The organism is Nonomuraea aridisoli, assembly GCF_003236395.1.
Taxonomy (GTDB): domain Bacteria; phylum Actinomycetota; class Actinomycetes; order Streptosporangiales; family Streptosporangiaceae; genus Nonomuraea; species Nonomuraea aridisoli.
Genome location: NZ_POUD01000260.1, coordinates 1 through 13,501, shown reverse-complemented (window position 1 = coordinate 13,501; position 13,501 = coordinate 1). Strand labels below are relative to the sequence as shown.

Annotated in this window: 9 protein-coding genes and 1 pseudogene; 6 read left to right on the top strand and 4 right to left on the bottom strand. The window is 70.3% G+C overall.

All coding sequences use genetic code 11. The features are described 5' to 3' along the window. Together C1J01_RS50475 and C1J01_RS38680 are read left to right on the top strand one after the other, a co-directional pair. On the top strand, positions 1-595 hold a 595-nt coding region (locus tag C1J01_RS50475; RefSeq protein ID WP_500048298.1), incomplete at its 5' end, for an MFS transporter. A gap of 81 nt (positions 596-676) precedes the next feature. After that, positions 677-859, top strand: a complete 183-nt coding sequence (locus C1J01_RS38680) for a hypothetical protein (RefSeq protein ID WP_111183926.1) — start codon at positions 677-679, stop codon at positions 857-859. Positions 860-1,091: 232 nt separating this feature from the next. Here C1J01_RS38680 and pta read toward each other — a convergent pair whose 3' ends face one another. Beyond that, a complete protein-coding gene (pta, locus tag C1J01_RS38675) occupies positions 1,092-3,131 on the bottom strand; it encodes a phosphate acetyltransferase (protein WP_111183925.1) in 2,040 nt (679 codons plus the stop codon). Positions 3,132-3,360: 229 nt separating this feature from the next. Further along, positions 3,361-4,116, bottom strand: coding sequence for a GbsR/MarR family transcriptional regulator (locus tag C1J01_RS38670; RefSeq protein WP_111183924.1), 756 nt, complete (start codon positions 4,114-4,116; stop codon positions 3,361-3,363). 298 nt (positions 4,117-4,414) lie between these two features. On the opposite strand from C1J01_RS38670, the gene C1J01_RS38665 reads away from it, so the two are divergent. From C1J01_RS38665 to C1J01_RS38650, 3 genes are all read left to right on the top strand, one after another. Then, a complete protein-coding gene (locus C1J01_RS38665) occupies positions 4,415-5,647 on the top strand; it encodes a serine hydrolase domain-containing protein (protein WP_111183923.1) in 1,233 nt (410 codons plus the stop codon). A 402-nt stretch (positions 5,648-6,049) separates the two neighbouring features. Beyond that, the gene (locus C1J01_RS38655) at positions 6,050-7,180 is read left to right on the top strand and encodes a HupE/UreJ family protein (protein WP_111183921.1); all 1,131 of its coding nucleotides are present in this window, start codon (positions 6,050-6,052) and stop codon (positions 7,178-7,180) included. Between the two features lie 30 nt (positions 7,181-7,210). Further along, positions 7,211-11,911: an outer membrane protein assembly factor BamB family protein gene (locus C1J01_RS38650; RefSeq protein WP_111183920.1), complete on the top strand. Its 4,701-nt coding sequence runs from the start codon at positions 7,211-7,213 to the stop codon at positions 11,909-11,911. Between the two features lie 117 nt (positions 11,912-12,028). On the opposite strand, the gene C1J01_RS38645 is transcribed toward C1J01_RS38650, so the two are convergent. Both C1J01_RS38645 and C1J01_RS38640 read right to left on the bottom strand, forming a co-directional pair. Next, positions 12,029-12,709, bottom strand: a complete 681-nt coding sequence (locus C1J01_RS38645; RefSeq protein WP_111183919.1) for an SDR family NAD(P)-dependent oxidoreductase — start codon at positions 12,707-12,709, stop codon at positions 12,029-12,031. Positions 12,710-12,802: 93 nt separating this feature from the next. Continuing rightward, positions 12,803-13,078 (bottom strand): DsbA family oxidoreductase, encoded by a 276-nt coding sequence (locus C1J01_RS38640; RefSeq protein ID WP_235854949.1) that lies wholly within the window; start codon positions 13,076-13,078, stop codon positions 12,803-12,805. Positions 13,079-13,101: 23 nt separating this feature from the next. Here C1J01_RS38640 and C1J01_RS38635 point away from each other — a divergent pair. Further along, a pseudogene (locus tag C1J01_RS38635) lies at positions 13,102-13,485 on the top strand (MBL fold metallo-hydrolase); the annotation flags it as partial. Positions 13,486-13,501: the final 16 nt, after the last annotated feature.

Sequence of the window (13,501 nt, the reverse complement as noted above, 5' to 3'; positions counted from 1 at the left end):
CGATCTGGTGGTGGGGTGGCGGGAGTTCAGGTCGAGGACCTGGCTGTGGGGCGTGATCGTGATCTGGTGCGCCCTGCAGGTCACCGCATCGGGCCCGACGCTGACCCTGGGCCACAGTACGATCGTCGCCCAGTACGGCGCCTCCACGCTCGGTCTGGTCATGTCCGCGATGGGCGTGGGGAACCTGCTCGGCGGGCTCGCCGCTATGACGATCAAGCCGGGGCGTCCGCTCCGGGCCGGAGCCATCACCCTGACGTGCTACACCCTCATGCCGCTCGGCGTGGCCCTCGGCTGGCCACCCACCGCGCTGGCAGCCTGTTACGCGATCGCCGGCATGGGTGCGACCTTCTGGGTGGTCATGTTCAACACGGCCGTGCAGACCCATGTCCCCCAGGAGCTTCTCGGCCGGGTTCACGCCTACGACGCCGCCGGCTCGCTCGTCATGAAACCTGTCGGCCAGGCGCTGGCGGGGCCCCTCGCCCTGCTGCTGGGAACGGTGCCGTTGCTGTTCGTGGCCTCCGCGATGGTGCTGGTCGTCTGCTGCCTGCTGCTCGCCGTCCCCGCCATACGCGGTCTCGCGCGGGCCGATTCCTGAACGCCGCGTCCCTGGCCGGATGAGTGGCGGTAGTGCTCGCCCGACCGGGACCGCGCCGCGTGCGGCCCTGCTCGGCGCGACCTGTCCGAACTCAACCTGATCGTGCTGCATCCGGGCAACGGCGCCGGCGCCGCCGCGATCTCCGGTGGGCTCAACGTCGACACGTCCATGGGCACGACGCGGCTGGAGGGCGGCAAGGAGCAACTCGACCGTCAACGTTCGTCCGTCGGCGGACAGCCATGCCGCACCGATGTCCTCCCATGAGGAGGTGGCGCAGCCGGTAAGCATCAACGCGGCGCAGGCCAGGGCGACTCGAGCCCACGGTTGTGGTGAGCGTGCGGACGGGACCGCCTGAGTCTCGGTCTGCCAAGCGGATCACCGCGTGACCCTTTCTGACCCCATACCCGTACACGGCCGCCCAGAGCTCGCATCTAGCCAGCGGAGTGACAGGACCGATGTCGTCTCAGAGGTGTTCCGTCACCTTCGGCGATGTCCCCTAGAGAGACATCGGTTCGTCGCGTACTTGGGCGGCCGTGACGGCGACGGTGGTGACGACGTCGGCCACGGTGGCGCCGCGGGACAGGTCGTTGATCGGCTTGCGCAGCCCTTGCAGCACCGGCCCCACCGCGACCGCTCCGGCGCTGCGCTGGACGGCCTTGTACAGGTTGTTGCCGGTGTTGAGGTCGGGCACCACGAAGACCGTGGCACGCCCGGCCACCCGGCTGTCGGGCATCTTGGCCCGCGCCACGGTGGGGTCGACCGCGGCGTCGTACTGGATCGGGCCCTCCACCTGGAGGTCGGGACGGCGCTCGCGGACCAGCTCGGTGGCGGTGCGCACCTTGTCCACCTCGGTACCGGCGCCCGAGGCTCCCGTCGAGTACGACAGCATCGCGATCCGGGGATCGACGCCGAACATCGCCGCGGTACGGGCCGAGGCGATCGCGATGTCGGCGAGCTGCTCGGCGGTCGGGTCGGGGTTGACCGCGCAGTCGCCGTACACCAGCACGCGATCGGGCAGGCACATGAAGAACACGCTGGAGACCAGGCCCAGGCGGAGGATCTCGAACGCCGGCCTGATGGTGTGGGCGGTGGTGTGCGCCGCGCCGGACACCATGCCGTCGGCCAGGCCGGTGTGGACCATCAGGGTGCCGAAGTAGGAGACGTCGGTGACGGTGTCGCGGGCCTGCTCTACGGTCATGCCCCGGTGCGCCCTGACCTCGGCGTACGCGCGGGCGAACCGCTCGCGCAGCTCCGCGTCGAACGGGCTGAGCACCCGGGCCGCGGCCAGGTCGAGGCCGAGCTGGGCGGCCTGTACCCTGATGCGTTCCTCGTCGCCGAGCAGGGTGAGCTCGGCCACGCCGCGGCGCAGCAGGATGTCGGCCGCGCGCAGGATGCGCGGCTCCTCGCCCTCGGGCAGCACGATGTGGCGGCGGCGGACACGCGCCCGGTCGAGCAGCTCGTACTCGAACATCAGCGGCGTGACGACGTCGGTCTTGGCGATGTGCAGCCGTTCCAGCAGCAGCCGGCCGTCCACGTGCCCGGCGAACAACCGCAGCGCCGTGTCGATCTTCCCGCCGGCCTCGGGCGTGAACCGGCCCTCCACCGACGACAGGCGGGTCGCGGTGTCGAAGGTGTCGTGGTCGGTGGCGATCACCGGCAGCGGGATCGCCATGCCGCGCAACAGCCGCTCCACCGGGGACGGCAGGTCCGTGCCGCCGGTGAGCACCACGGCCGACAGAGCGGGGAAGCCGGGCGCCTTGTGCGCCGCGATCAGTCCGGGCAGCAGCGCGGCGGCCCGGTCTGAGGGGAGGATCACCGCCGCGCCCTCGGTGAGGCGGTCCAGGATGCCGGGCAGCGACATCGCGCCCACCATCAGCGCGCTCGCCTCCCGGCCGAGCCCGTCACGCTCGCCGAGGAAGAACCTGCCCTGGCAGGCGTCCAGCAGGTCGGCCACCGTCGGCGCGCGCAAGGAGGGGGTCTCCGGAAGCACGAACACCGGTGCCGAATGGTCGAACGTGAGCCGGTCGGCGGCACGGGTGACCACGACCGCGAGCTCGTGGGCGTGATGGTGGGTCAGCTCCCTGGCCGACAGCTCGACCGCCGCGCCGACCTGCGCCGCCGTCCGATTCCTGCCGCTCACCACGTTGATCACGGGCGTGCCCAGGTCAGCGGCCAGCCGGGCGTTGAACCCGAACTCCGTCGGCGCCCCCACGTCGGTGTAGTCGGTGCCGACCACCACCACAGCGTCACACCGTCCGGCCAGCGCGCGGTAGCGGGCCACGATGTCGCCCGCGGCGCGCCCGGCGTCGGCGTGGACCTCGTCGTAGCTGACGCCGGCGCAGACCTCGTAGGGCAGGGCAAGCTGGAATCTGCTCCTGATGGTGTTGATCAGAGCGTCCTCGCGGCCCGCCCGCACCACCGGCCGGAACACCCCCACCGTCTCCACCTGGCGGGACAGAAGCTCGACCAACCCCAGGGCGACGGTTCCCTTGTTGCTGCCCGCCTCACCCGCGGCGACGTACACAGAACGTGGCATGACTCCCATTCTGAGTGAGCACGTTCATCGGCCGATCCGCGCCCATCCGGGACACACGTCCCACTGGAAATGACGCGGAGCCCTCGCTGACGGGACCTTCGCCGCTGATGGGTGCGCCGCTGCACCCCGCGAGGCTGCAGGTGAAGCGCCGGAGCAAACACCTGACCTGACCGCTCACCCGAACGGCGCAGGCCCGTCCACCCGCACATCTCATGGCCGCCAGCCTCGATCAGGCCGCCGGTCCACCACGTTGGGGAAAGGTCTTGCTTCGCCTCGACATGAGATCCTGCCGCCACTGCTCGGCGGCCTGGATCAGGTTCTGGCTGACATGCTCGAAGAACTGGCTCATGTCCTGCAGTCGGGCGCCGGCGGGGGTGGTGGGGTCGAGGATTTCGGCGCCGTCACGGGCGAGATCGGCCATTGTGGCGTTCTGCCGGGCGCTGACCAGCCAGGCTCGGTACCAGACGTCGGGGTCGATGACGTACCGGTCGCGCCGCCGGCGGGGGTCGCGTTCACGCCGGATCAGTTCTTGCTGTTCGAGTTCGCCGATGGCCTTGGAGATGGATGCCGGGCTGACCTGGAGACGCTGGACGAGTTCGGCGGCGGTGAGGCTGCCGCTGTCGGTGGTGTAGAGGCAGGTGAGCACCCGGGCGGTCATTCGCGACAGCCCTGTCGCGATCATCACTGCGGTGAATCGTTCCTCCAGGGCGTGGACCGCTTGGGGGTCCCGCCCGGGTACGCCGGTGGCGGCCGGCGGCGCCGGGGCCGGGGCGGGGGCCTGCTTGCGCCGGCGAGCCCGGCTTTCGGTCGCCTGATGCGCCCGGATGGCCTGGTAGTCGTCGGCCCCACCGTTGCGGGTCACCTCACGGGTGATGGTGGAGATCGGCCGTTGCAAGCGCTTGGCGATCTCGGTGTACGTGAGTCCTTCGGCCAGCCCCGCGGCAATGTCCTGGCGGTCCTGATAAGTCAGCCTGCCTCCCGGCATTGCGCGCTCCTCCTGTCGCCGTGGCACGCCCAGCTCACTTGGTGTGTCCCGGACGGATGGACAGTATTGCGTTCAACGTCACCTCATTGCAAGTACGCTCATTTGCCTTGCATTCATTCTCATACTCATTGCAAGTCTCATGTCCGTCCACCTGCATTTATCGGGAGATTTGAGAATTATCCTTGCGAGTTTCGTGAATGCAAGATAGCTTTTCGCCTGCGCTGAATAAGTACTATCGCGAGCGAGGCGATCGGTGTGAGGGCCTCACGCTGACGTCCCTCGCCTGGAAGGAATCGACATGACCAGATCTCTCCCCTCAACGGCAGGCCTGCTCATCACCACCGTGGCGTTGGCGGGGGCCGCGACGGCGGCCCCCGCGGCATCCGTCTCCGCGGCGGACGCCCCCCGCCACGCCCCGGTCCAGAAAGCGCTCGACCAGGCCGTGGCCGACGGCGGTGTGCCCGGCATGGTCGCCGAGGTCCGCGACCGTCGTGGGCGGTGGTTCGGCTCGGCAGGGGTGGCCGACACCCGAACCGGCCGCAAGCGTCAGCCGCACGAGCGGTTCCGTATCGGCAGCGCCACCAAGCCGTTCACGGCCACCGTGGTCCTGCAACTGGCGGCCGAAGGGAAACTGAGCCTCGACGACACCGTGGACAAGTGGCTGCCGGGCCTGGTCAAGGGCGACAACAACGACGGCGGCACGATCACCATCAGGCACCTGCTCAACCACACCAGCGGGATCTTCAACTACGGCAACGACAAGGAGGAGTTCGCCAAGCTCTCCGGCCCCGCGTGGCTCGAGCACCGCTACGACACCTACACGCCTGAGCGGCTCGTGAAGATCGGCCTGCGCAATCCGCGCTCCTTCGAGACACCGGGTGACGGCTTCGTGTACTCCAACACCGGCTACATCCTCGCCGGGATGATCGTCGAGAAGGTGACCGGCAAGACGCTCGCCGACGAGATCTCGCGGCGGATCGTCCGCCCACTGGGCCTGACCGGGACGTACCTGCCGGGCAAGGAAACGAAGATACGCGGCCCGCACCCACGGCACTACTCGACCTTGTTCGCCACCGAAGCCGACGCCAAGGTCCACGACGTGACCGACCAGAGTGCCAGCACCGGCTGGGCGGCCGGCGGCATGGTCTCCACGGTCGGTGATCTCCACCTGTTCACCGGCGCACTGCTGCGCGGCAAGCTTCTCCCGCCCGCCCAGCAGCGAGAGATGTTCACCATGGTCAAGACCGGGATCAAGCTGCCGGACGGCACCTGGAAGGACACGTGGATCACCGACACCACGTACGGTACCGGCGTCTTTTCGTGGGAGCTGTCGTGCGGTGCGCAGGTCTGGGGCATCGGCGGCGCCATCACCGGTGGGTTCTCCTTCGCGATGGGCACCCGGGACGCCAAGCGCATGATCGTCACCAACATGAACATCGACCGGTATGGCCGGCACGACTCTCTCGACACGGTCAAGACCGTGTTGCAGGCCGAGTTCTGCCCATCCGGTTCCCAGACGCGAAACACGTGACGATCAGCGTGGGCTGAGAGCGCGGCGCCGGGCGCCGGTATACGGCGTGCTGACCGCACCCGCGGTGTTCGACCAGGCCGCCGAGGCGCCGTTGGTGTGGCTGCGGCCGTCGCCCGAGGAGGAGCCTGACCAGGCTTGCTGCGCGCATCTCCTGATCGTCCGGCAGGTAGGGCGTGGCGGCCTGCACCTGTTCTCGGCCGGATGCTCCAGGCGCCGAACGTCCTGAGACGCGGGTCGTACGCGGGCCGCAAGCCTTGGCCTTCGGCGTTCCGGGACCGGGGTTCGGGTGGTGACTGGGAGCGGAAGGGTGGGTGAATTGGGGGATTCGGTGTTGCCGCGGAGGGAGTGAGCGCTGCAGGGTTGGGGAACGACCGCCGTTCCCCCACGTCGGAAGTGCTTGCCGTGCGTCTGCTGGCGTTCCTCGCCCCTCTTGTCTTCTTGCTTCTCGTCGCCGCTCCGGCGCAGGCGCACATCCGCGCGACTTCCGTCGCAGTCGACCTGCGCGGCCAGGGTGACGGTGTAGCCGCTGTCGTCGACGTGGAGTACGACGTTCTCGGTCGGCTGCTGGGTCTCGACGGTGTCCTCGGCCCGGACGCGGTCGGTGCGGACGGCGCGGCCGCCGAGGTGCCGACGGAGGTGCGGCGCGCTTCGCTGGACGCGCACGCGAGCGAGGTGGCGGCGTACGTCGGCGAGCGGCTGCGGCTGAGCCGCGGCTTGATCGGGTGCACCGCTGAGGAGGGCGCCCGGGTCGAACTCGTCGACTCCGGCGCGGTGCAGGTCGCGCTCGCCTACGACTGCCCCGCGTCCGGCGCGCTCACCGTGCGCAGCGACGTCTTCCACGCCTCCGACGGCGTCGTCGACGAAACGACCACGATGGTGGCGTACGACATCGACGGCCATCGCGGTTCGACGTTGCTCGACGCCGCCCGGACCAGCGTCACGGTGGGGCGTACCAACCTGGTCGGCGAGATCCCGCGGTTCGTCCTGCTCGGGGCCGAGCACCTGCTCTTCGGGCTCGACCACGTGCTGTTCCTGCTGGCGCTGCTGCTGGGCGCGAAGCGGCTGCGTGACGTCGTCGAGGTCGCCACGGCGTTCACGGTCGCGCACTCGGTGACGTTGGTGCTGGCCGCGATCGGCTGGGTCAGCGTGCCGGGGTGGATCGTCGAGCCGCTGATCGCGCTGTCGATCGCGTTCGTCGCCCTCGACAACCTGCTTTCGCCGAAGACGAGCCACCGGCTGCCCGTGGTCTTCGGCTTCGGGCTGCTGCACGGGCTCGGCTTCGCGGGCACACTCACCGTCGACGGGCCGTTGTCGGCCTCGACGCTGGCCGACCTGGTCGCCTTCAACGTCGGCATCGAACTCGTCCAGTTGGCGATCATCGGGCTCACCTTCCCGGCGCTGCTGTTCCTGCGCAGGGTCGCGACCACGCCGGTCGCCACCCGCGCCCTCACGCTCGGCACCGTCGCGGCGACCGTCGCCGTCGCCGGTGCCGGTCTGGTCTGGTTCGTGGAACGCTCCCCGCTCCTGGCCTGACACCCACCTCCCTCATCCCGAAGGAACCCGATGTCCGCGTTAATCTGGACACGCGCCCGCCTGCGCGTGGTCCTTTACACCGCCACGCTGGGGCTCGCCGCCAGTGTCGTGGCGGGCCCGCTCACGACGTACGCGGCGAACGCCATCGACCCGCCGGAGGCCACCGTCAGCGGCGTCGTGTACGTCGACGCCAACGGTGACGGCCGGCGTGACCCCGGTGAGGCCGGCCTGGCCGGCGTGCGCGTCTCCGACGGAAAGGTCGCCACCACGACGACCGCCGACGGCTCCTACTCGCTGACGATCTCCACCGACCGCCGCAAGACGGACATCGTGTGGGCCGCTCAGCCGCGGGGCTACCGGTTCGGCCTGGACGAGTACAAGGAGCCGAAGTTCTGGGCCAACCTCGGCCAGCTCGCCGACGACGCCACGCCGACCGCGGACTTCGCGCTCGTCCGTGACGAGCTCTCCGACGGCGACACGTTCTCATGGGCCAACATCGCCGACCCGCACGTCAACGCGCAGCTGCCCGACCAGATCCGCGAGATCAACTCCACCGGCACCGACCTGCGCTTCATCGCGGTCAGCGGCGACCTCACCAACGACGCCAGCCAGGGGCAGTTCGACACGTATCGGCGCGGCACCCAGCAGTCGGCCGTCGGCGTGTGGCCGGCCGTCGGCAACCACGAGTACGCGAGCGGGTCGGCGTACGCGGACAAGATCGAGAACTACCGCAAGAACGTCGGCCCGGAGTGGTACTCGTTCAACTACGGCAACCGGCATTTCGTCGTGCTGGAGAACAACGGCTCGGCGCCGTTCGACGAGGAGCTCGCCTGGCTCAAGGACGACCTGGCCGCCGGCGTTCCGCTCGACGACGACCCGGCCAACGACATCGAGGTCGTCGTCCTCACCCACCAGCCGATGAACGTCCCGTTCGGCTCGCCGTCGACGTACGACGCCTTCGGTGACGTGCTGGAGCAGTACGACGCGCAGCTGATCCTCGTCGGCCACGAGCACTCCAACCACGTGGAGAACAACTCGGCGTTCGCCTCGACCGCCAAGCACATCCAGACCGTGTCGAGCTCGTACACGATCGACAACGCGCCTCGCGGCTTCCGCTACATCCACATGGCCGGCCCGGGCTTCGACAACCCGTTCCGGATGTACGGCGAGAACGAGCATCTGACCATCGTCAGCCCCGCGCCGGGCTCGAAGGTGCCGGCCGCGAACTTCCCGGGCATCCAGATCAACGCCTACGACACCGGCGACGAGGTCGTCTCGGCGCGCTACCGGATCGACGGCGACAGGAACTGGATGCCGCTGCACCACAGCGGCGAGTTCACCTGGCAGGCCAACCTGCCCAACAGCCGCCAGAGGGCCGGCGGGCACACCATCGAGGTCAAGGTGGTCGACGCGGCGGGCAAGACCTGGACGAAGTCGGCGGAGTTCACCTTCACCGGCGAGCCGGCGCTCAAGCCGGTCGCGGGCGGTGACTGGGACCAGCACCACGGCGACGAGGCCCACTCCGGAGTCGCGCCGGAGCAGGAGGCCGGCCGCCGCCTGGCCTGGAGTTTCCGTACCGGCGGGACCTTCCTCACCGGGTCGCCGGTCATCCACGACGGCGTCGTCTACGCGGGCACCCGCGACGAGAACGGCGACGGCAACAGCCGCATCCACGCCGTCCAGCTCAAGAACGGCAAGGAGCTGTGGAACCACGAGGTGCCGCAGTCGATCCACGGCAGCCTCGCGTACGGCGACGGCCTGATCTTCGCGCCGACCCTCGGCTCGGAGCTGTACGCCGTCGACGCGAAGAGCGGCGAGCTGCGCTGGAAGGCCGTGCCCGAGCAGGCGCCGGCCCCGAACAACCAGCGCACCTACGGCTACTACTCGCCGGCCGTCTCCGGCCACACGGTGCTCTGGCCGTACCAGACCCGCTTCGGCATCGGCAGCCAGGGCGTGCTCAAGGCGCTCGACACCCGCACCGGTGAGCAGATCTGGGCCTCGCCGATGTCCGGCAACCAGATGAGCGACGGCACGCCCGCCGTCATGGACGGCACCGTGTACGTCGGCAACCAGACCGCCGACCGCGTGCTCGCCTACGACCTGGCCACCGGCGCCCGCAAGTGGACCGGGACCGAGTCGCTCGGCAGCTGGCAGGACGGCGTGCCGACCGCGGCGGAGGGCAAGGTCTTCATCGGCGCCAACAACGGCATCGCGGCCCGTGACGCCAAGACCGGCGCGACGCTGTGGACGTACCGGAGCTCGCGCTCCTCGCTCGTCTCCAGCGGTTCGACCCCGAGCGCCGCGGCCGTCAAGGACGGCGTCGTCTACATGGGCTTCCCGAGCGGCGCCGTCGTCGCCCTCGACGCCGAGACCGGCAACGTCTTCTGGGAGCGGGCGCTGCCCGGCGACATCTACCACGGTGGCGTCATGTCCAGCCCGGTCGTGGCCGGCGACACGCTCTTCGTCGGCGCCAACAACGGCAGGTTCTACGCCCTGGCCACCGACACCGGCCAGATCCTGTGGAGCCACGAGATCGGCACCTGGGTGGGCGCCGGCCCGGCCGTCAGCGGCAACACCGTCGTGGCGGGCGCCTGGGACGGCAACCTCTACGCCTACGTGCCGGGCGGCGAGTCCGCGCAGCGCTGGGCGACCGTGTCCGGCACGGTCAGCGACCCGGAGACGGGCGCTCCGATCGCCGGCGCCAAGGTCACCGCCGTCGCCGCAGGTCAGGACGCCGCGGTGACCAGCACCGACGCGCAGGGCCGCTACCGCATCGGCCTGACGGCGTCGACCTGGACCGTCACGGCGGCCAAGCGCGGCCTGATCGCCGACGAACGCTCGACGGCGAGCGTCAAGGTCGGCGCCACCGGCGACACGAAGGCCGACCTGAAATTGATCAAGGTGAGCCACCCGGTCGCCGGCAAGTCGACGTACGCGCCGGACTACGGCAACGGCAGCACGCGAACGGACGTCGTCGCGGGCAAGGAGTACTACTACCTGGCCAACGACAGGATCCGGGCGTCCGTGACGCCGTACACCGCCGCCAACAACGGCGCCGGCGGTCTGGGCCAGGGCGCGCTGTCGGACCTCATGCTCAACGACGCCAACGGCGCCGAGACCCTCGACTGGGGCGAGATGCTGCTGCGTCCGAACCTCACGCCGCCCGACTCGTGGGACCGGCCGAACGACCAGATCGACCTGCCCGACCTCGCGGTCGACGGCGCCGCCGTGGTCGGCGACGGACAGTACCGGGCGAACCCCGCCATCAAGGCGCAGGTCCGCTACGAGACCCTGCCCGATGCTCCCATCGTGAAGATGACGGTCAAGCTGACGAACACCGGCACGGCCGGCTACCAGGGCTACTTCAACTACATGATCGACCCGGACAGCTCCGTCGACAACGGCCGGATCCCCGGCTTCAGCGGTGTCAACCCGGGTCTGAAGACCTCGGGCTGGACCGGGAACCACGTCTACGTCGGCGCTGACACGGCCACCACGAACGGCCAGGCCGCCCACGGTCTGGCGTGGGCGCTGGACACGCCGGCCGCGGTCGGTGCGTACGGTTACGTCGAGGGTCTCTACTACGACGCCACGATGGCACCGGGCGCCACGAAGCAGTTCAGCTTCTACCACCTGACCGACTACGCGACCGCCGGCGGCGACCCCACCGGCGCCATCGCGAAGTGGGCCGGCGAGATCGACCTGCACGACCCGGCCGTCCCGGACGCCGCGCGCGCGGCCGGCACGGTGACCGCGGGCGGCGCGGCCGTCTCCGGCGCCCGGGTCACCCTCGAGCGGGACGGCACGGTGGTCGCGGCCACGAGCACCGACGCCCACGGCAAGTACCGCGTCGAGGCGCCGGCCGGTCAGTACGACGTCCGGGTGGCCAAGCTGGGCTACCAGACGGCCGCCGGCACGGTGACCGTGCCGGTGGAGGGCAGCGGCGTCGCCGACGTCGCGCTGAGCCCGGTCACGGTCGAGGCGAGCTACGGCAAGCAGTTCGGCTCAGGTCTGGTCGAGGCAGGCCATGGCGACGTCATGCTCGAGAACGACAAGCTGTCGATGGCGATCGCGGACGCGTACAACGACTCGCAGCTGTCCGGCGGCACCCGCGGCAAGCCGGTCGACATCGCCGTCCGCGGCATGGCCGACCAGTTCGACTGGATCAACCTGCCGTACGTCTCGGCGACCCAGCCGACCGGCGGCAGCGCGTGGGACATCCGGTCGGTGGCCGCGACCGACGTCCAGATCGTCCAGGCGAGCGGCGACAAGGCCGTCGTCCGGGTGTCCGGGCCGGTCAAGGGGTTCACGGGGCTGACGGCGGTGACGACGTACACGTTGCGGCCGGGCGACGACTTCGCCACGGTGTCGACGGAGCTGCGCAACTCCGGGGCGGCTCCGCTCAGCGTGTGGACCGGTGACGCGATGGACCACGACGCGGCCGGCCAGTCCGGCGTCATCCCGGGCGCCGGCGTCGTGGCGCCGGGCGCGGCGGCGGCCTACGTCCCGACCAAGCCGTACATCGGCATGACCGGGACCGACCAGCAGGTCTTCGGTCTCGTCTACGGCACGCCGGCCAGCGCCTTCGACGTCTACGCCGCGGGCAACTGGGTGATGAGCCGGTTCAACGTCGACGTGCCGGCGGGCGGCTCCTACACCCTCACCCGCAAGCTCGTCGTCACCCAGGGCGCCGACGCGGTGAGCCTCCTCGACGGCGTCCCCACGCCGTAACCCACACAGCCCGGCTCGGCGAGCCGGGCTTCCAGGTCGGCGGTCACCGGGTGAGCACGCTGGTGTTCTCCGGCCGGACTGCCTGCGGCCGGGACCGGGAGCAGGCAGTCCGGCCGGTCAGGCGTTGAAGACGGCCTCGGAGCGGTCGCGGTTTTCGTGCAGGTCCCAGTACAGGGGCGCGATCTGCTCGGGCGTGGCGGTCGGGCTGCCTTCCGGGCCGCCCCCGCCGATCCAGACGTTGATCACCACGTGGGCGGCGTGCACGCCGCTGCCGGCCAGTTCCTTGTTCAGGTTGATCACCCAGTTGCGCAGAGCAGCTTGGGCCGCGTTGGCGTTGCCGAACATCGGCACCGGGTCCACGGAACCGCCGCCGGCGGTGAACAGCAGGGTCCCGGCGCCCGCCTCGCGCATCGCGGGCAGCACCGTCTGGGCCGCCGTGACGGCGCCGTAGAAGGCGTACTCGATCATCGGCTGCAGATTGTCCACCGTGACCTCCGAGGGAGCGGCCAGGGTGAGGCCGGGCACCGGGGAGTGCGGGGCCGGCGAGTACTCCAGTACGTCGATGCCGCCGAAGCGGGCCTTGGCCGCGTTCAGGGCGTCGGTCAGTGAGGCGCGTTCGAGGATGTCGGCGGGGAACGCGGCGGCCGTGATGCCTTCCTGGCCGAGCTGGGCGACCAGCGTTTCCAGCTTCTCCTTGGTACGGGCGATCAGGGCGACGTCGAAGCCGCGGCTGCCGAAGGTGCGGGCGATGGCCAGGCCCAGGCCGGGGCCGGCGCCGACGATGGCGATAGTGGGCACAGTCAGATCTCTTTCGTGTTGTGACCGCCGGGACATGCGGAGATCGGACGCCCGGCCGGTGTGTGGATCAGGTGTGTTGATCAGGCGTGTTGATCAGGCGTGGGCGGCGGGAACCGCGCAGCCGTCCGGGCCGCAGATCGCCGCGTCGTTGTCGGTGACGAGAACGGTCGGGTGGGTCTCGTCCCAGACCTGGCGCAGGATGCCGAGCAGGGTGTCGGTGTCCTGTGCGCCGGGAAGGGCGTATCGGCCGTCGACCACGATGTACGGCGTGCCGGTGGCCCCCAGACGCTGCGCCGTCTCCATGTCGTCCTCGACCTGCTGCCGGAAGCGGCCCTCGGTGAGCACGCGCCGGGTCTTCTCGCCCTCCAGGCCGAACTCGTCGGCCAGGCCGAGGAGATCGTCGAGGTCGGCTGTGGGACGGCCACCACCGCATCGACGAACACCTCACCCTGGAGTCCGCGCCCGGCCACACGCCCGGCTCGTCGGTGCTGCGACTCGCCTCCGGCGGCGACCGGGCGGTCTTCGTCGGAGATCTGCTGCACAGCCCGGTGCAGATCCTCGACCCCGGCCTCAACAGCAACGCCTGCCTGGCCCCGGAACAAGCGGTGGCCAGCCGCCGGCGGATTCTCGGGCGGGCGGCCGACGAACGGGAACTGCTCGTCCCCGCGCACTTCGGCGGTGCGGGCGCCCTGGAGGTCCGGCGGAACGGTGCCGGGTTCGCCCTCGGCCCATGGGCGGCGGCCGGCCCGGCGAGGGGATCGTCCGCCTCTGAGTGAGGCTTGTCCCCACCCC